The organism is Alteromonas sp. LOR (genome assembly GCF_000753865.1).
In the GTDB taxonomy this organism is placed as follows: Bacteria; Pseudomonadota; Gammaproteobacteria; order Enterobacterales; family Alteromonadaceae; genus Alteromonas.
Genome location: NZ_JQFW01000015.1, coordinates 600,210 through 619,063 on the forward strand (window position 1 = coordinate 600,210; position 18,854 = coordinate 619,063).

Consider the following 18,854-nt stretch of genomic DNA (forward strand, 5'->3'; position numbering starts at 1 on the left):
TCCCATGAGTGAAGACGGTATGGACGATTGGGCTGCAGCCATGGCTGAACAGGCTGATTCAGAAGCAGACCAGGAAGACGGCGAGAACGAAGACGTTCAGGTGGCCGAATTAGATGAATTAACCGATGATGCGCCAATTACTCAGGAAGAGAAAAAGAAGCTAGATACTATTTTAGATATTCCGGTTACTATTTCGATGGAAGTAGGCCGTAGTCAAATTAGTATTCGAAATCTGCTACAGTTGAACCAGGGTTCTGTGGTGGAACTGGATCGCGTAGCCGGTGAGCCACTAGATGTATTAGTAAATGGCACGTTGATTGCTCATGGTGAAGTAGTAGTAGTTAACGACAAATTCGGTATTCGATTAACGGATGTTATTAGTCAAATTGAGAGAATCAAGAAGCTTAGATAAAACTTCTTACATAGTAAGGGGTTGCGCAATGCTGCCCCTTTTCATTAACCAAGTTGCCAGCGCGCAAACCACTCAGTCAATTACCAACCCCACATCTGTACTGTCAATTTTTCTTTCGTTACTGGTTGTTGTTGGCGTTATTTTTGCGCTTGCTTACATCATGCGTCGGTTTAACGTCACTGCCATGGGTAGCAACCACATGAAGGTGGTGGCAAGCATGGTGGCGGGCACCAAAGAAAAAATAATGGTAATACAGGTGGGCGACGAGCAGCACCTTATTGGTGTTACTAGCCATAATATTTCCCACTTAAGTAAACTGGAAAAAAACTTAGATGTGCCGGTGAAGGGCAAGGCCGGAAGTAACCAAGACGCATTTAAACAAAAGCTGGTGGCCGCGATGGCGGGTAAACTGAATCCGCAGGCCGATACGAAGCAAAAGGATAACTAAAAAAATGCGTAATCTAGCGTTTCTATGTATAGCTTTGGTGTCGTTGGCATTGTTTGCTGAGCCTGTGTATGCACAGCAGGGCATATCGGCGGTTACCGTGGTTACCAATGAAGATGGCTCTCAAGACTACACAATGACCCTACAAGCGCTGTTTATTATGACAGCGCTCAGCCTTATTCCTGCATTTATCATGATGATGACATCTTTTACTCGCATTATTGTGGTGTTATCTATTTTGCGCCAGGCCATTGGTTTACAGCAGTCACCCTCTAACCAGATTCTCATAGGCGTGAGCCTGTTTTTGTCTATGTTTATTATGGCTCCTGTATTTGAAGAGGTTAATGAGCGCGCGCTTCAGCCATATTTAAATGAAGAGATGACCAGTCTCGATGCGCTAGAGCAAGCAAAAGGCCCAATGCGGGCGTTTATGCTCTCGCAAACACGGGTAAAAGATTTAGAAACTTTCGTTCGCATAGCGGGTGATGAAGATAAGTACGCCGACACCAATGAGGTGCCGCTCACTATACTTATCCCTGCATTTGTCACCAGTGAGCTCAAAACCGCTTTCCAAATTGGCTTTATGCTGTTCATTCCCTTTCTCATTATCGATTTAGTGGTGGCCTCAATTTTAATGGCAATGGGGATGATGATGCTCTCCCCCATGATAGTGTCACTGCCGTTTAAATTAATGCTCTTTGTCTTAGTTGATGGATGGAATCTTATTTTTGGTACCTTAGCCACTAGCTTTGGTATGGGCGTCTAGGAGGACTTATGTCACCAGAAGTCTTTGTTGAAATACTCAGAGAAGCCATGTTTATGGTTATCATGCTTGTGTCTGCGGTTATCGTACCTAGCCTGATTGTTGGTTTAGTTGTTGCTGTATTCCAAGCCGCGACCTCTATTAACGAGCAAACCATGAGTTTTTTGCCTCGCTTGTTGATTACCCTTCTCGCGCTAAGCTGGGGCGGTAATTGGCTTGTTCAACAGCTAATGGATTTCACCTTTCATATGGTTGAAATGATCCCCCAAGTCGTTGGCTAAAAAATGGGGCAGAAGACGATGTTGGCTGAACAGGCTTGTTGAGTAGAAATATATGTGGGGTAAAAAGGTGAGTGAATTGAGAAACTGGGGTCTCTAGTGGAAGTTGATTTAGCGACAATAAACCAATTCTTGGCCGATTTAATGTTACCGTTTATGCGAATAAGCGGAATGTTTATCGCGATGATTGGCCTCAGCGCTAAATCTATTCCTCCACAGGTTAGGGCGCTACTTGGTATTTTGCTTGCGTTGATTATCATGCCCATGGTGCCCCCTTCTCCAGTGGATGATTTGGTCAGCGCTGGTACTTTTTTGATCATTGTTCAGCAGCTGCTTATCGGTATTGCCATTGGTTTTATTTCAATGATGGTGTTAAACACCTTCGTTTTAGCCGGTCAGATAATTGCCATGCAGACAGGTTTGGGTTTTGCGTCTATCGTAGACCCTGTAAACGGAATTAATGTACCCGCGGTTGGCCAGTTTTATCTTATTTTAGCGACCTTGTTGTTCTGGACCCTCGATGGGCATTTGTCCATGATTCAAATGATTGTGATGAGCTTTGAGGCCTTTCCAATCGGAGAGGCTTGGTGGACGGGAGAACAGTTTAAAGGCATTGCTCATTGGGGAGGTTGGATGTTTGTATCTGCCATTACATTGTCGCTAGCACCTATCGTCTCATTGCTGGTGGTTAACCTTGCCTTTGGTGTTATGACAAAAGCGGCCCCCCAGTTAAATATTTTCAGTATTGGTTTTTCTATAGCGCAGATGATGGGGTTACTTATCATCTGGATAACCCTAGGTAACTTTACGGCGCACTTTGAGATCCAGTGGATGCGGGCTCAGCAATATATGTGCGAGCTGTTGCGAATATGTTCTTAGATTTCAGAAATGACTATGTTGGTTTGAGAAGTTAGATGTCAGATTCAGCAGAAAAAACAGAAGACCCCACGGGGAAAAAACTCGAGGATGCCCGAAAAAAAGGGCAGATTGCGCGATCCCGTGAGTTATCCACCACGTTAGTGCTTATTATCAGTGCCGTCATGTTCTTATTTGTGGGAAGTTGGATTGCTGAATCGGTTTTCACACTGACTCGCCGCATGTTTATTTTGTCTCGTGACGAAACCTACGACACCACGCATATGTTAGCTGCGTGGGGAGACGCATTTACTACTATCAGCGGACCTGTACTTTTGTATATGGTTGTGGCCATGATTGCCGGTATCTATGGTTCAATTGCCTTAGGAGGCTATAACTTTACATGGAGCGGTGCAAAACCAAAAGCCTCCAAAATAAGCCCAATTCAAGGCTTTAAGCGCATGTTTGGCACTAATGGCTTGGTGGAGTTACTTAAGTCAATCGCTAAGGTTATCACCATAATCGGCATGGCTATTGCCGCACTGCTTTTCTTTCAAGACGAAGCTCTGCATCTGGATATGGAGCTCTATCCTGGCAACATTTTCCACGCCCTTGATATGCTTAAATGGGCATTTTTACTTCTTGTGTGCGGCATGATCCCTATTGCGCTTATTGATGTGCCTTATCAAATGTATAAGCACAACGAAGAAATGAAAATGACCAAGCAAGAGGTCAAAGACGAGCGCAAAAACGCAGAAGGCGACCCTATGGTGAAAGGGCGTATACGCCGTTTACAATATCAGGCAGCCTCTAAACGAGTGATGCAAGAAGTGCCCAATGCTGACGTGGTTGTCACTAACCCCACCCATTTTTCTGTGGCAATTAAATATGACGATAATGGCAACCGAGCCCCTGTTGTTATTGCTAAAGGGGCTGATGAGCTTGCTATGCACATAAGAAAAATCGCCACGGCCAATGATGTGCCGCTCATACCGTCGCCTATGTTAGCCCGCGCTATTTTTTATTCAACAGAAGTTGACGATGAAGTACCCAACGCATTGTTTATGGCTGTGGCTCAGGTACTGGCCCACGTCTACCAGCTAAAAGCGCATAGAGCTGGAAAGGGCAAGCGTCCTAAGCCTTTAAAACGAGACTTACCTATACCTCCAGAATATCGTCGCTAGAGCATCTTTTATTTTATAAAAAAACTAAAGCTGGCACGTTAGTTGTTATATCTCTATCAGATTAACGTTAAGCGTCAATTTTCTGATAGAGAGACATCCAACGATGCAGTTATCCGGCTATCTTCAGCGGTTCGATAAGAATCAGTTGCAAAACTTCACTAGTGGCTTAGGTGCCCCCATAGTTTTGCTTGCCATTATGGGTATGGTCATTCTACCCATGCCCCCCTTTCTTCTAGACGTGTTGTTCAGCTTCAATATTGCATTGTCATTGGTCATTATTCTGGTGGCGGTATTAACGCAAAAGCCTGTCGATTTCGGTATTTTTCCACTTGTATTGCTTATCGCCACGGTATTGCGCCTTGCTTTGAACGTGGCTTCCACGCGGGTTGTGTTGTTGTACGGCCATGAAGGCGGCGACGCTGCGGGGAAGGTTATTGAAGCCTTTGGTGCAGTGGTTATTGGTGGTAACTACGCGGTAGGTATCGTGGTATTTGCTATCTTACTGATTATCAATTTTAAAGTAGTTACCGCCGGTGCGGGGCGAATTTCTGAGGTGAACGCTCGCTTTACCCTTGATGCAATGCCTGGAAAACAAATGGCCATAGACGCCGATTTAAACGCCGGATATATCGACCAAGACCAAGCCCGGGAGCGCCGTGAAGAAATAACCGCAGAAGCAGATTTTTACGGTTCTATGGATGGTGCGTCAAAATTTGTTAAGGGTGATGCTGTTGCTGGCCTGTTTATTATGCTTATCAACATCGTTGGCGGACTGTTTATCGGGATAATTCAATATGGCTTGTCATTTGGCGATGCAATTGAAATATATACGCTGCTGACTATTGGCGACGGCTTGGTCGCTCAAATACCTTCACTGCTTTTGTCGGTTGCTACCGCGATTATTGTGACTCGTGAGAATGAGTCTCAAGAAATGGGTAAAGAAATTCGCGGGCAGCTTGGTAATAACCAAGCGCTGTACATAGCCTCAGGCGTGTTATTCGTCATGGGAATTATACCGGGAATGCCCCATGTTGCGTTTCTTGGTTTCTCTTTTCTTATTGCTGGTGTTGCTTATTTTCAAACTCACAACGCGAAGAAAAAAGCGGCTGAGCCACAAGTGCCAGACACGCTGTCACGAGACGAGTCAGTCGCGCCAGAGGTAAAAGAGCTTGGTTGGGACGATGTACAGCAGGTAGACACAATCGGTCTCGAAGTGGGTTACCGCCTAATACCATTAGTCGATAAGTCCCAAGGGGGCGAGCTATTAACTCGTATTAAAGGGGTACGTAAAAAACTGTCTCAAGAATTGGGTTTCCTTATTCCCCCTGTGCATATTCGAGATAACCTCGACTTAGAGCCCAATACTTACACCATTGCGATGCTTGGCGTTACCATTGGCGATTCAGTAATAAGCCATGATGAAGAGCTAGCAATTAATCCGGGACAAGTATTTGGCAAGTTAGAGGGAAGGGCAACAAAAGATCCTGCCTTCGGTCTTGATGCGGTATGGATTAAACCGAACAAGCGAGAGCACGCACAAACACTTGGTTACACCGTAGTCGATGCTGCAACGGTAGTCGCAACACACCTAAGTCAGCTGCTGACGAATAATGCCTATCAGCTTTTAGGCCACGAAGAGGCGCAGCAGCTTCTCGATATGCTAGCGAAGCAACACCCTAAACTCGTAGAGGGATTAGTACCTGACATACTCCCTCTTAGTACGGTAGTTAAAATACTGCAAACGCTGCTGTTTGAAGGTGTGCCAATTCGTGACATGCGAACTATCGTTCAAACGTTAAGTGAGTATGGAACCCGCAGCCAAGACCCAGATGTGTTGGTGTCGGCGGTGCGAATTGCCCTTAAGCGCCTAATAGTTCAGGAAATAACTCAAGGTTCTAAAGAGATACCTGTCATAACCTTGGCGCCAGAGTTGGAACAGATGTTGCACCAGTCACTTCAAGCAGGTGGCGAAGATGGCGCTGGTATCGAACCAGGCTTGGCAGATAAGTTGCAAAAATCACTGCAACAAGCCAGTCAGCAGCAAGAACTTGAAGGAGAGCCCGCGGTGCTTCTTACTTCAGGAATGCTAAGACCGGTGTTATCACGCTTCCTTAAGTATTCTGTTGTTGGGTTACATGTGCTTTCTTATCAAGAAGTACCCGACGACAAGCAGATAAAAATAGTCAGTTCGGTCGGTCAATAATCTGACGCTGGGTGAGTGGAGAGGTTGCAATGAAAATAAGACGATTTTTTGGCAAAGATATGCGCGAGGCGTTAAGCCAAGTAAAGGCTGAGTTAGGTAGCGATGCGGTTATCATGTCAAATCGCAAAGTGGCTGATGGCATCGAACTTGTAGCAGCTTATGATAAAGAGCCAGAAGCAAAGCTAAATATTAGTAAACCTTCCGGTGCACCTTCTTCACCAACGTCTTCTAAGCAAAATCCTACACCGAGTCTTAGCGAGATTATTGGCGATGATGGTCCAGACAGCCTAAAGGCGCTGCTTGAAAAGCAACATGGCGCGGGACAAGGCGCATCACAAGATGTCATGCAACCTACATCCGCAAATGCACAGCATGCCAATGATATTGCATCCCACCTTAATTTCTCCGACGCATTCATTGACGAGGTTGAAGCACAGCAACCTGTTGACAGGCATACGGGCCCAAGTGAGTACCAAAGACACAGCGAAGCATTCCCTTCTCATCAAGCGTCGAGCATTGAAGAAGCGCCAGCTGCACCGTCTGATGAGCTTGCACAGATAAAAGAAGAGCTAGCGTCGTTAAGAGGGGTACTACAGCACCAAGTGGCTGACTTAATGGAGGCAAAGCAGACTCGTCAAAAACCCGTTCATCAGTATTTGATCACTCGCTTAACCGATATGGGGCTTAGCAAAGCATTATCTAAGCAACTAATCAGTTACACGCCTTCGCATTATAACGAGAGAGATGCGTGGGTTTATCTTCTTAACCTATTGGCTAATCGATTAAATGTAACAGGTAACGATATACTTACCGCGCAGGGTGCTGTTGCATTAGTCGGTCCAACGGGTACGGGTAAAACAACCACAGTGGCGAAATTGGCCGCTCGCTATGCACAAAAGTATGGCGCAGATTCTGTGGCAATGATCACCATTGATACCTATCGTATTGCGGCGTATGAGCAACTTGCAACTTACGGCAAGATTATTGGCTGTACGGTGAGAAAAGCGCAATCAAGTGAAGAACTTTCAGATTTATTGTTCCAACTTCGTCATAAACGACTAGTATTGATTGATACGGCTGGATTTAGTCAACGAGATAGTCGATTAATTAAGCAAATAAAGCATTTTGACAACGGTCAGATGCCCGTAGTGAAAAAATATTTAGTCGCGCAGGCAAATACACAATATCCTGCATTACAGCGTATCATTAGAGCGTATGACGACATCGAACTAAGTGGTTGTATTTTCACAAAGTTAGATGAGTGCTATTCTTTAGGAGAGGTACTCAGTGCGGCAGTCGAGTATCAGTTACCGGTTAGCTATGTCACCGACGGTCAGAAAGTACCTGAAGACATTAAGATTGCAGAAGCGAAATCTTTAGTTTCAGCTGCTGCAAAGCTTTATAAAAAATATGGTTTGGATCATACTAGTAATAACAACGATATTAAAACAGCATAAGTAGTATGATTGACGACCAAGCGAGTAGCTTAAGAAAAATGAAGCAATCACGGTTAATCAAAGTTATCGCCGTCACCGGAGGCAAAGGTGGCGTAGGTAAAACAAATATTACGCTTAACACAGCAATTGCTATGGCTAAGCAAGGTAAACGTGTGATGGTTCTTGATGCCGACTTAGGATTGGCAAACGTAGATGTCATGTTGGGCCTTCGCGTTGAAAAGAACTTATCTCATGTTTTGTCCGGTGAGTGCACGCTAGATGATGTACTGGTTACTGGTCCCCACGGTATTAAAATTGCACCTGCAACATCGGGAACTCAGTCGATGGCAGAGCTTTCAACGACCCAGCATGCGGGCTTGATACGTGCGTTTAGTGAACTTCGTACGCCTATTGATGTGTTGCTTGTCGATACTGCCGCGGGTATTTCTGACATGGTGCTCAGCTTTGCAAAAGCCTCTCAAGACATCATGGTAGTAGTGTGCGATGAACCCACTTCACTTACCGATGCCTACGCGCTTATTAAATTGCTAAACCGCGAGCACGGTGTATTTCGCTTCAAAATAGTGGCGAACATGGTGAGGGACGTGCGTGAGGGGCAAGAACTATTCAGCAAATTGAGTAAAGTAACAGGGCGCTTCTTAGATGTTGCGCTAGAATTAGTTGCAACAATACCGTTTGATGAAAATATTCGCCGTGCAGTTAGAAAGCAAACTGCTATAGTCGATGCCTATCCAGGCTCACCTGCTGCTGTTGCGATAAGTCAGCTAGCGAATAGAGCGGCATCATGGCCAATACCGGCTCAGCCAGGTGGTCACTTAGAGTTTTTCATTGAGCAATTAATTGCAGAAAAAGCAGTAGGGAATCAGCGTTGAATAGTAAGGCGGCAGCTTATCAACAACAAACTGATAAGTCGCAGTTAGTAGAGCGACACGCGCCTCTTGTGAAGCGCATAGCGCATCATCTAATAGCGCGACTCCCTGCCAGTGTGCTCGTTGATGACCTTATTCAGTCTGGCATGATTGGATTGCTAGAGGCCGCTCGAAACTTTGACGGTTCGAAAGGCGCAAGCTTTGAAACGTTCGCGGGTATTCGCATTCGCGGTGCTATGTTAGACGAAATTCGCAAAGGTGACTGGACGCCGCGCTCTGTGCATAGAAACGGGCGCGCCATTACAGACGCCATCTCTCGTGTAGAGGGCGAAACGGGAAGAGATGCAAGAGATGTTGATATTGCTGCTAAGCTAAACGTAAGCTTGCAGGACTATCATCAAATGCTCAACGAGGTAAATGCAGGTAAGCTAGTTGGGATTGAAGATTTAGGTGTTTCAGAAGATGTGATTACTACTGAGCAAAGTAGAGGTAGTGATGCACCGCTGGAAGATCTTATGCAAGGGGCGTTTCAAAAGTCGCTTGCGCAAGCAATCACCACGTTACCAGAGCGAGAAGCGATCGTGCTTTCTTTATACTATGATGAAGAATTGAACCTAAGAGAAATCGGTGAAGTTCTTGATGTAAGTGAATCGAGAGTAAGTCAAATTCACAGTCAGGCCATGTTAAAACTCAAATCTCGAATGAAGTCGTGGCAAGCTGACGAAGAATAGAAATTAAAACAATTAACCCCTCACTGGAGGCTATTTTGGATAAGAGCATGAAGATTCTCGTGGTCGATGACTTTTCAACCATGAGACGTATCATAAAAAACCTACTAAAAGATTTGGGTTTCGCAAACATCCAGGAAGCGGACGACGGAAATACGGCGTTACCTATGCTACAGCAGGGTGATTTCGATTTTGTTGTAACCGACTGGAACATGCCAGGCATGCAGGGTATCGATTTGCTTAGGGCAATTCGTGCCGATGACAAGCTGAAGCACTTGCCGGTACTAATGGTAACCGCTGAAGCGAAGAAAGAACAAATTGTTGCCGCTGCGCAAGCAGGCGTGAATGGCTATGTCGTTAAGCCATTTACTGCAGCTACATTGAAAGAAAAGCTAGATAAAATATTCGAACGTTTAGGTTGATCCAGACGCTCACCAGAGAAACGAGGTTTACTGGATGACAACGAATACAAACGTTCCACTTTCATTAGAAGAAGCTAAGCAACTCGTTGTTTATCTTGAAGCTGGTGATAATGCGTCGGCTAATGCACTGTTTGAAGCGGCGTCAATGAAAGAAAATGTAGAGCTTTTCGCTGAGGTAGGAAAGCTAACGCGCCAACTTCACGACGCGCTGAACAATTTTCAAATAGACGATCGCATAAAGAATTTAGCGACAGACGATATTCCCGATGCGCAATCTCGCCTAACTTACGTTATTGAAGAAACTGAGAAAGCTGCCAACACTACCATGGATGCGGTAGAGGCGAGCATGCCTATAGCTGAACTGCTAGCTTCTCGCATTGACAGCGTGATGCCTGAGTGGAAAAAGCTCATGACTCGCCAGATTGAAGTGGGTGAATTCAAAGTTTTATGTAAAGACTTAGACGAATTGTTAGAAGACGGTGCTTCGCAGTCGGCTAAACTTACACAACTGCTAACTGAAGTATTAATGGCACAGGGTTATCAAGACCTTACAGGTCAGGTTATCCGCCGCGTTATCGACTTAGTAAAAGAAGTTGAAGAGAGCTTAGTCAACATGCTTACCATGTTTGGCGAGCGAGATGGTTCAGAACAAACTAAACCATTAAGCCCTGAGGCCGATAAGGCTGAAGGTGTGAAAGCAGAGGGTCCGATTATTGACGCTGAAACGCGTGATGATGTTGTATCGGGCCAGGATGATGTTGATGATCTTCTGTCGAGCTTAGGTTTTTAGGGGAGCGGGCGCATGTCGTTTGATGTTGACGAGGAAATACTACAGGACTTTCTAGTTGAAGCTGGAGAGATACTTGAACAATTACAAGAACAGCTCGTTGATCTTGAGAACAATCCTGAAGATGCGAATTTGCTTAACGCAATTTTTCGCGGATATCATACAGTTAAAGGCGGAGCGGGATTTTTATCGCTCACCGAGTTAGTTGAAATTTGTCATGGCGCCGAGAACGTTTTCGATGTTATGAGAAATGGCCAGCGTACGCTCACGCCAGAGTTAATGGATATTATTCTACAGGCTACAGACGTAGTGGTAGATATGTTTGAGCGGGTAAAATCCCAAGAACCATTGGAACCTGCCGACGCCAAACTTGTAGATACTCTGCACAAGTTGAGCAAACCAGAGTCACCGGACGAAAATATTTTTGATACCGATGAATCTGCACCAAGTGCTCAACCTGAAATAGCCTCTGAACCTGAACCCGAACTTGAATTCGACTTCGTAGACGAGGCGCCTGCTCCGGCAAGCTCTGGTGGGGATATTGACGAAATCAGTGAAGATGAATTCGAGGCTTTACTTGATGAACTCCACGGTTCCTCTGCGCCTGGGAAATCGGCCCCAGGCCAATCGGCCACAGGCACCAAAAGCGAAGCGAAAGCATCTGCTGCGCCAAGCTCTGATGTAACAAGCCCTGATGTATCTTCGAGCAGTGGCGATGATATTACCGACGATGAGTTTGAAGCCCTTCTTGATGACCTTCACGGTAAAGGCAAGTTCAGCGCCGCAGAAGAAAGCGCTGCACCCAGTCAGCCAGCGCCACAATCCACATCTGCGTCCGGCGATGAAGAAATTACTGACGATGAATTTGAAGCGCTGCTAGACCAACTTCACGGTTCAGGGCAAGGCCCAACCGTTCAAAGCGCCTCAGATACCAAAGCACCAGAGCCTAATGTTGATAAAGCGGCGACTGAAGCTATACAAAAGGCAAAGCAATCTGCACCCGCTGCGGCTAAAGCGGCACCTGCTGCGTCAGCGCCCAGTAAGGCAGCATCTGCAGCCCCAGCAAGTAAAGATGCTGGTAAGAAAGACGAGAAGAAAGCTTCACCTAGCTCACCGCCAGCTGAAACCACCGTTCGTGTTGATACTAAACGCTTAGATCAAATAATGAATATGGTGGGCGAACTGGTACTCGTTCGTAATAGATTGATAAGCCTTGGTATAAACACCAACGATGAGAGCATGTCTAAGGCGATAGCAAACTTAGATGTGGTTACCGGAGACCTACAGGGCGCGGTAATGAAAACTCGGATGCAGCCAATTAAGAAAGTATTTGGCCGCTTCCCAAGGGTTGTTCGTGATTTAGCGCGAAGTCTCAAAAAAGAGATTACCCTAGAGCTTGAAGGTGAAGAAACAGATTTAGATAAAAACTTGGTGGAAGCACTCGCCGATCCGCTGGTTCACTTGGTGAGAAACTCCGTCGACCACGGTGTGGAAATGCCAGATGACCGTGCAGCTTCTGGCAAACCAAGAATGGGAACGGTTAAGCTATCTGCATCGCAGGAAGGCGATCACATTTTACTTACCATCGAAGACGACGGTAAGGGCATGGACCCTGAAAAATTAAAAGAAATTGCTATCAGTCGCGGTGTGCTAGACGCCGACGCTGCAGCGCGAATGTCAGACGTTGAGGCGTTTAATCTTATTTTTGCACCGGGCTTCTCTACGAAAACGGAAATTAGCGATATTTCCGGTCGTGGCGTTGGCATGGACGTGGTGAAAACTAAGATAAATCAGCTCAATGGTACGGTAAATATCGACTCTCAGCTCGGTAAGGGCACTCGTTTAGAGATAAAAGTTCCACTTACCCTAGCTATTTTGCCGACGCTGATGATTATAATTGGTAAGCAAACCTTCGCGTTACCTCTAGGCTCTGTCAGTGAAATAATTAACATGGACATCAAAAAGACCAATACGGTTGATGGACAGTTAACAATGATAGTTCGCTCTAAAGCCATACCGTTATTTTTCCTTGGCGACTGGCTAATCAGAGGGCCTAAGTCTATCGAGAGAGAGAAAGGACATGTGGTCGTGGTGCAAGTTGGTACCCGACAAGTTGGTTTTGTTGTCGATGCATTAATAGGGCAAGAAGAAGTGGTGATCAAGCCATTGGATGCGCTGCTACAAGGCACTCCAGGAATGGCAGGCGCAACAATAACCTCAGACGGTGGTATTGCGTTGATCTTAGATATTCCAAGCCTTCTGAAGCGGTATGCTCGTAAGCCATAATAAGCTGGTTTACAAACAATAGGAAAAGTAATCCATGGTCTTTAAAGTCCTGGTCGTGGACGACTCAACGTTTTATCGTCGTCGAGTAAGAGAAATACTCGATGAAGATAGAGAGTTAGAGGTTGTAGGTGAAGCTAGAAACGGCAGAGATGCCCTTGATAAAATTAAAGAGCTATCTCCCGACGTAATTACGATGGACGTTGAAATGCCCGTTATGGACGGCATTTCGGCGGTTAAAGCCATCATGGAAAATAAGCCCATCCCTATTTTAATGTTTTCTTCGTTAACCCATCATGGGGCGCAAGCAACGTTAGATGCATTAGAAGCAGGTGCACTCGATTTTCTACCGAAGAAATTTGAAGATATAGCGCAAGATAGAAAAGATGCGACGCGACTGTTGTGTACCAAAGTTCGTTTGATTGCGCGCAGAGGTATAGGGCTGAAACGCCCCACGTTTAGATCTGAGGAAACCCGACGATTACCCCCTAATGCACCGAAACAGGCCTTTTTTAAAACGTCTGGATTGCTTTCGGGTCATAAAGACGCAGCTAAGCAGCCTACGGTTTCGTCGGTTAAAGCAACGGGTAAGCGATATAAGTGCCTTGCCATTGGCGCTTCAACGGGTGGTCCGGTAGCGCTGCAAAAAGTGCTAATGCCTTTACCCTCAGATTTTCCGTATCCAATTATTTTAGTTCAGCACATGCCTGGCACTTTTACGACGGCGTTTGCGCAGCGGTTAGATGCAAACTGTAAAATAGGCGTGAAAGAAGCTGAACACGGAGACATTTTAATGCCTGGTCAGGCTTACTTGGCCCCTGGCGGTAGACAAATGCTCATTGAAACTGTGGGCGGGCAAAAAAAGATTGCTATTGTCGATGCTAGCAGTGCTGACAAGGTTAACTACAAGCCAAGTGTTGACCTTACCTTTAGCTCGTTAGAGCGGGCTTTCTCTGGCGACGTATTGGGGATAATTCTCACCGGTATGGGAGCCGACGGGCGCGAGGGCTGTAGAAAGTTAAAAGAAAAAGGCGCTACAATTTGGGCTCAGGATCAAGACTCCTGTGTGGTTTACGGCATGCCTCAAGCGGTTGCCGTGGCGAATATATCAACGCAAAATATTAATGTTGATGATATGAGCAACTGCATTCTTTGTGAAATGCGTTAGTGTATTAATCGTGTAGTGGACTTTATGTCGTGAAGGTATGGACAGTAGCAAATCAAAAGGGTGGGGTAGGTAAAACTACTACCACCGTGAGTTTAGGCGGTTTGCTCGCGCAGCAAGGTAAGCGCGTGTTACTCATTGATACTGACCCTCACTCATCGTTAAGTTACTATTTTGGTATCGATGCTGAAGCGCTAAGTCATTCGGTTTACGACATTTTTATTAAGTCTGCCAGTTTAACGGCCGATAACGTTTTAGATTGCCTCTGCCCAACCAAAATAGATAATCTCTATGTACTACCGGCAACAATGGCGCTTGCTACCCTTGATAGAACCATGGGGAGTGAACAGGGCATGGGCTTAGTGCTTAAGAAAGCGCTAGCAAAAGTCGACAACGAATTTGATGTGGCTATTATCGATTGTCCACCTGTATTAGGTGTGTTGATGGTGAATGCACTGGCAGCGTGTGACAAGGTTATCGTGCCGACACAAACCGAATACCTGGCGTTAAAAGGTTTAGATAGAATGATTCGTACAATGGAAATAATGGGGCGCTCATTGGGCAAAAGTTTTGATACCTGCATTATTCCAACCATGTTCGATAAACGAACAAACGCGGCCCTTGAATCGCGTAAGCGCTTAATGAGCGATTACGGTGAGCGTGTTTGGGAAGGCGTTATCCCGGTTGATACGCATTTTAGAGATGCCAGCTTGGTGCAATTGCCCATTTCAGCGGCCTATCCGAAAACACGAGGCGTTGCGGCCTACGGTAAACTGCTTGAAGTGTTAGGGAAATAATGAGCGATGAGTAAGCAGTCTCCGTTTGCACGTGAAGACGTGATGGAAGCGTATTTAGATGGTTTGCTCAAAGAGCCTGCAGTGGCTGACGACGCAACCGCACGGGCAGCTAAGCTGCTTGAGCAAGCTTCTCATCACATTACTGAGGAGCGGTTAGTTAAAGATACTATACCGCTGCCTCAAGATAACGATGTGATTGATGCCGTTACATTGAAAGCTGAGCAAAACGTTTCTGAGCACGGCATTTATGAAAAGAATAGCTTACGTGAACTAAGTAGTGCGAAAGATAGCCGTCAATTAACAGAACACGAAAACGTAGCTGATTCCAGTGTAAAAACGCCTGGGGTTATCACCACAGATGAACTGGAAATTAGAGATTCTTCGTCTACTGAAAAAGGTCGCGATGAAGAAACAATAGCTGCAAAAACGAAGGTTGCACTACAAGATAGTCTAGACTTTCGTTTTCAGGCGTTATTTTTTGAAGTGGCAGGGTTAACCCTTGCCGTTCCATTAACCACCCTTGGTGGAATTCACCAAATAGATAAAATTGCACCACTTTTTGGAAAACCTGACTGGTTTATGGGTGTAATGTTGCACAGAGAGTCTAAACTAAGTGTAGTAGACTCAGCAAAGTGGGTAATGCCAGAAAAATATACCGAAGAACTCGCTGAATCTCTTAACTATCGATACATGATCATGTTGGGAGAAAGCGAATGGGGATTAGCTAGCGAAAAGCTAGTTAACACCGTAAATTTAACAAAAGATGATGTCAAATGGCGCGGATCCACTGGTAAACGTCCTTGGTTAGCGGGGATGGTTAAAGAAAAGATGTGTGCATTAATTGACGTTGAAGAATTAATATCTATGCTTAACAAAGGCTTAGGCAGCAACGACCAGACGCCATAGTACGGGAGCCAGGTTCATGAGCGACGAAAAGATGAAAAATAACGGCACTGACAGCAACGATGAAGTCCTTCAGTGGGTGACATATCGCCTAGGTGATGAAACATACGGTATTAATGTAATGCAGGTACAAGAAGTATTGCGTTATACCGAAATAGCGCCGGTGCCCGGTGCGCCTGACTATGTGTTAGGAATAATAAACCTGCGTGGTAACGTTGTTACGGTTATCGATACGCGAGCACGCTTTGGTTTACCTCCTACTGAAGTTACCGACAATACGCGTATTGTTATCATAGAGTCTGATGAACAAGTCGTTGGCATACTCGTCGATAGCGTCGCTGAAGTGGTGTATCTGAAGTCGTCTGAAATCGATAGTGCGCCAAACGTAGGCACTGAAGAAAGTGCTAAGTTTATACAAGGCGTAAGCAATCGCGATGGCGAGCTTCTTATCTTAGTCGATTTGAACAAGTTGCTAAGCGATGAAGAGTGGGACGAGCTGAGTAGTATTTAGTGAGTAGGCTTTAGTAAGTACTATGTAGTGAAAGTAGAGCTGATGGCACGTGTGCCGTCAGCTCCCCCTTGTATCCCTGTCTCATTTAGGTGTGTCGCATATGGACTTGCAGCTTGCTGCTCTGTCACTGGTTGAATGTATACTCGCGATAATCAGTTTTTTACTTATTATCGCCGTTATAGTGCTTTATACAAAACTTCGCAAAACAACTGAATTGTTAGAAAACCTTACCGTCAAGGTCTCAACAGAGCTGTCGAACATTGCTGTCCAAGTTAATGATGCTAACAACCAGCAATCTGAAATTCAGGCTAGAAGCGTTGTGATCAGTAAGCATTTACAGCGTATTGATGAAAAGCAGCAAGACGTGGACAATCAACTTCGAGAGCTAAAGTTTCAAGATCCATCGTTGAAGCTGTATCAGCGGGCTGCTGATTTAGTCAAACAAGGCGCCACGATTGAGGAAATCATTGAAACCTGCGATATTCCCCGTGCCGAAGCCGAGATGCTTGTTATGGTGCACAAGTCGGGCAGCTAATTTTTTAGTGCTGCTATCTATATAAGTCTTAGTCACTCTATTCCTTTGTGTTGATGGTGCGTGATGCGCGCATGCCACTTATATATTTTCTAATCTTTCTTACTCTTATCTAGCGCTCATACACTTCCCTCCCAGTTTCCTCCACTTCCCTACCAACTTTGCGTTTAGACGTCTAGACGTAAAGATGTTGACATATTCACAGTATTCGCCACAATACAGTTATCGTTTTTTTTGACTGGAGTTATTTATGCCAATCCGTATCCCTGTGCAACTACCTGCTCAGAATGTCTTGTTAGGTGAAAACATATTCACTATGGATATGGATAGAGCGGCGAGTCAGGAAATTCGTCCTCTTGAAGTGGGTATCCTTAATTTAATGCCCAATAAGATAGAGACAGAAGTGCAGTTACTGAGATTGTTGTCTAATACGCCATTGCAAATTAATGTGGACTTTATTCGCATCGATAACCAAGCACCAAAAAATACACCACAGTCTCATATGGATGCCTTCTACCACGAGTTTTCAAGCGTAGCGAATAAAAAGTATGACGGGCTGATTGTCACGGGCGCCCCCCTTGCTTTACTCGATTATGAAGAGGTGAAGTATTGGGAAAATATGAAAACTATTTTGGAATGGGCCCAGCGCCACGTTAACTCAACCCTCTATTTGTGCTGGGCTGCTCACGCCGCGATGTATCATTTCTACGGCGTGACGCGGGAGCTTCGAAACGAAAAATTTTCAGGCGTATACCAGCACAATGTTAACGATCCAAACAACGAATTACTGCGTGGATTTGACTCTCCCTTCGCAGCACCACACTCTCGTTACGGTCACATAGACACATCACTTTATAATAGTGTTGAAGGTCTTAATGTGGTGGCTGAATCAGAAGAGGTGGGAGCTTATATTGTCGCATCAGAAGACAAACGGATGGTGTTTGTTACCGGACACCCCGAGTACGACCCCGACACGCTAAAAGACGAATATCTGCGTGACGTGCAAGCTGGTCAACACCCAGCGGTGCCGAACAATTATTTCACTGACAATGACCCAACTAAACCGCCTTTAGTTCAATGGCGCTCCCATGGAAGTCTATTGTTTACAAATTGGCTTAACTATTACGTTTATCAAACAACGCCGTACGATTTAAGTCAGTTAGCTGAAAAACCACAGCCAAAGAGGTAACGCGTGAGTAACGATTTAGATTCGAAAGCACGAGCTAGTCTAGCCAGTGCCGCAAAAGAAAGAATTTTAATTCTTGATGGCGCCATGGGCACCATGATCCAACGCCATAAGCTAGAAGAAGATGACTATCGCGGCGACCAATTTGCCGATTGGCATTGTGATGTTCAGGGGAACAACGACCTGCTTGTATTAACTCAGCCTGATCTTATCTACCAAATCCATTGCGATTACTTAGAGGCAGGTGCTGACATAATCGAGACAAATACGTTTAATGCTACCACCATAGCTATGGCCGATTACGATATGGAAGCCATATCTCGTGATATTAACGTGGCAGCTGCGAAACTTGCTAAGAAAGCTGCGCAACAATACAGTCTAAAAACACCGGACAAGCCACGTTACGTTGCGGGCGTGCTAGGGCCTACCAACCGCACCGCTTCAATATCCCCAGATGTAAATGACCCGGGCAAACGAAACGTCACCTTTGACGAATTAGTTAACGCGTACAGCGAGTCTACCGAAGCACTGATTGAAGGTGGTGCTGACCTCATTATGCTTGAAACCATTTTCGATACGCTAAATGCAAAAGCGGCGGCCTTTGCTGTAGAGCAAACCTTTGAAAAAATGGGTATAACCCTGCCGGTTATGGTATCGGGAACGATCACCGATGCATCGGGGCGCACACTATCAGGTCAAACCGCCGAAGCGTTTTATTACTCTATGCGTCATATTAGCCCATTTTCTTTCGGACTTAATTGTGCATTAGGCCCTGATCTTCTGCGACAGTATGTTGATGAAGTTGCCACTATTTCAGAGTGTTTAATTTCAGCACACCCCAATGCTGGGCTGCCCAATGAGTTTGGTGAATACGATATGGAAGGCCCAGAAATGGCCGAACATATCAAAGAGTGGGCGGAATCTGGCTTAGTCAATATTGTGGGAGGCTGCTGTGGAAGTACGCCTGAGCACATAAGCGATATAGCCAACGCCGTTGCGGGCATTAAGCCTCGTCAAGTTCCAGCATTTGAACCTAAAATGCGTCTGTCAGGCCTAGAGCCATTTGTACACTAG

The 18,854-nt window shown here is 45.5% G+C and carries 20 protein-coding genes; all 20 read left to right on the plus strand.

The window, feature by feature from the left end; translation table 11 throughout:
* Positions 1 to 4 precede the first annotated feature (4 nt).
* The 20 genes from fliN (at position 5) to JV36_RS0108060 (ending at position 18,854) form a co-directional block, all read left to right on the plus strand.
* The gene (fliN, locus tag JV36_RS0107965) at positions 5 to 412 is read left to right on the plus strand and encodes a flagellar motor switch protein FliN (RefSeq protein WP_032094409.1); all 408 of its coding nucleotides are present in this window, start codon (positions 5 to 7) and stop codon (positions 410 to 412) included.
* Positions 413 to 440: 28 nt separating this feature from the next.
* Positions 441 to 860, plus strand: a complete 420-nt coding sequence (fliO, locus tag JV36_RS0107970; RefSeq protein WP_032094410.1) for a flagellar biosynthetic protein FliO — start codon at positions 441 to 443, stop codon at positions 858 to 860.
* A 4-nt stretch (positions 861 to 864) separates the two neighbouring features.
* Positions 865 to 1,623: a flagellar type III secretion system pore protein FliP gene (gene fliP, locus JV36_RS0107975; RefSeq protein ID WP_032094411.1), complete on the plus strand. Its 759-nt coding sequence runs from the start codon at positions 865 to 867 to the stop codon at positions 1,621 to 1,623.
* An 8-nt stretch (positions 1,624 to 1,631) separates the two neighbouring features.
* Positions 1,632 to 1,901, plus strand: coding sequence for a flagellar biosynthesis protein FliQ (gene fliQ, locus JV36_RS0107980; RefSeq protein ID WP_032094412.1), 270 nt, complete (start codon positions 1,632 to 1,634; stop codon positions 1,899 to 1,901).
* 96 nt (positions 1,902 to 1,997) lie between these two features.
* Positions 1,998 to 2,777: a flagellar biosynthetic protein FliR gene (fliR, locus tag JV36_RS0107985; RefSeq protein WP_032094413.1), complete on the plus strand. Its 780-nt coding sequence runs from the start codon at positions 1,998 to 2,000 to the stop codon at positions 2,775 to 2,777.
* 35 nt (positions 2,778 to 2,812) lie between these two features.
* On the plus strand, positions 2,813 to 3,937 hold the full coding sequence (gene flhB / locus JV36_RS0107990; RefSeq protein WP_032094414.1) for a flagellar biosynthesis protein FlhB: 1,125 nt from the start codon (positions 2,813 to 2,815) through the stop codon (positions 3,935 to 3,937).
* A gap of 103 nt (positions 3,938 to 4,040) precedes the next feature.
* Positions 4,041 to 6,140 carry a flagellar biosynthesis protein FlhA gene (gene flhA, locus JV36_RS0107995; protein ID WP_032094415.1) on the plus strand — a complete coding sequence of 700 codons (2,100 nt, stop codon included), beginning with the start codon at positions 4,041 to 4,043 and terminating at the stop codon, positions 6,138 to 6,140.
* Between the two features lie 29 nt (positions 6,141 to 6,169).
* Positions 6,170 to 7,597 carry a flagellar biosynthesis protein FlhF gene (flhF, locus tag JV36_RS0108000; protein ID WP_032094416.1) on the plus strand — a complete coding sequence of 476 codons (1,428 nt, stop codon included), beginning with the start codon at positions 6,170 to 6,172 and terminating at the stop codon, positions 7,595 to 7,597.
* Between the two features lie 5 nt (positions 7,598 to 7,602).
* The gene (locus JV36_RS0108005; RefSeq protein ID WP_032094417.1) at positions 7,603 to 8,469 is read left to right on the plus strand and encodes a MinD/ParA family protein; all 867 of its coding nucleotides are present in this window, start codon (positions 7,603 to 7,605) and stop codon (positions 8,467 to 8,469) included.
* Positions 8,466 to 9,197, plus strand: a complete 732-nt coding sequence (locus tag JV36_RS0108010) for an RNA polymerase sigma factor FliA (protein WP_032094418.1) — start codon at positions 8,466 to 8,468, stop codon at positions 9,195 to 9,197. Before JV36_RS0108005 ends, JV36_RS0108010 begins: the two co-directional genes overlap by 4 nt.
* Before the next feature lie 35 nt (positions 9,198 to 9,232).
* The gene (gene cheY / locus JV36_RS0108015) at positions 9,233 to 9,616 is read left to right on the plus strand and encodes a chemotaxis response regulator CheY (protein WP_013785088.1); all 384 of its coding nucleotides are present in this window, start codon (positions 9,233 to 9,235) and stop codon (positions 9,614 to 9,616) included.
* 34 nt (positions 9,617 to 9,650) lie between these two features.
* Positions 9,651 to 10,406 carry a protein phosphatase CheZ gene (locus JV36_RS0108020; protein WP_032094419.1) on the plus strand — a complete coding sequence of 252 codons (756 nt, stop codon included), beginning with the start codon at positions 9,651 to 9,653 and terminating at the stop codon, positions 10,404 to 10,406.
* Positions 10,407 to 10,418: 12 nt separating this feature from the next.
* The gene (locus JV36_RS0108025; RefSeq protein ID WP_032094420.1) at positions 10,419 to 12,689 is read left to right on the plus strand and encodes a chemotaxis protein CheA; all 2,271 of its coding nucleotides are present in this window, start codon (positions 10,419 to 10,421) and stop codon (positions 12,687 to 12,689) included.
* 34 nt (positions 12,690 to 12,723) lie between these two features.
* On the plus strand, positions 12,724 to 13,854 hold the full coding sequence (locus tag JV36_RS0108030) for a protein-glutamate methylesterase/protein-glutamine glutaminase (RefSeq protein WP_032094421.1): 1,131 nt from the start codon (positions 12,724 to 12,726) through the stop codon (positions 13,852 to 13,854).
* A gap of 29 nt (positions 13,855 to 13,883) precedes the next feature.
* On the plus strand, positions 13,884 to 14,648 hold the full coding sequence (locus JV36_RS0108035) for a ParA family protein (RefSeq protein WP_032094422.1): 765 nt from the start codon (positions 13,884 to 13,886) through the stop codon (positions 14,646 to 14,648).
* Between the two features lie 6 nt (positions 14,649 to 14,654).
* Entirely contained in the window at positions 14,655 to 15,554 is a 900-nt protein-coding gene (locus JV36_RS0108040; RefSeq protein ID WP_032094423.1) for a chemotaxis protein CheW, read from the plus strand.
* 16 nt (positions 15,555 to 15,570) lie between these two features.
* Positions 15,571 to 16,062 (plus strand): chemotaxis protein CheW, encoded by a 492-nt coding sequence (locus JV36_RS0108045; protein WP_032094424.1) that lies wholly within the window; start codon positions 15,571 to 15,573, stop codon positions 16,060 to 16,062.
* A gap of 100 nt (positions 16,063 to 16,162) precedes the next feature.
* Complete coding sequence (locus JV36_RS0108050) at positions 16,163 to 16,597, plus strand: DUF2802 domain-containing protein (RefSeq protein WP_032094425.1); 435 nt, start codon at positions 16,163 to 16,165, stop codon at positions 16,595 to 16,597.
* Positions 16,598 to 16,844: 247 nt separating this feature from the next.
* Positions 16,845 to 17,783, plus strand: coding sequence for a homoserine O-acetyltransferase MetA (gene metA / locus JV36_RS0108055; RefSeq protein WP_032094426.1), 939 nt, complete (start codon positions 16,845 to 16,847; stop codon positions 17,781 to 17,783).
* A gap of 3 nt (positions 17,784 to 17,786) precedes the next feature.
* Positions 17,787 to 18,854 carry a homocysteine S-methyltransferase family protein gene (locus JV36_RS0108060; protein WP_032094427.1) on the plus strand — a complete coding sequence of 356 codons (1,068 nt, stop codon included), beginning with the start codon at positions 17,787 to 17,789 and terminating at the stop codon, positions 18,852 to 18,854.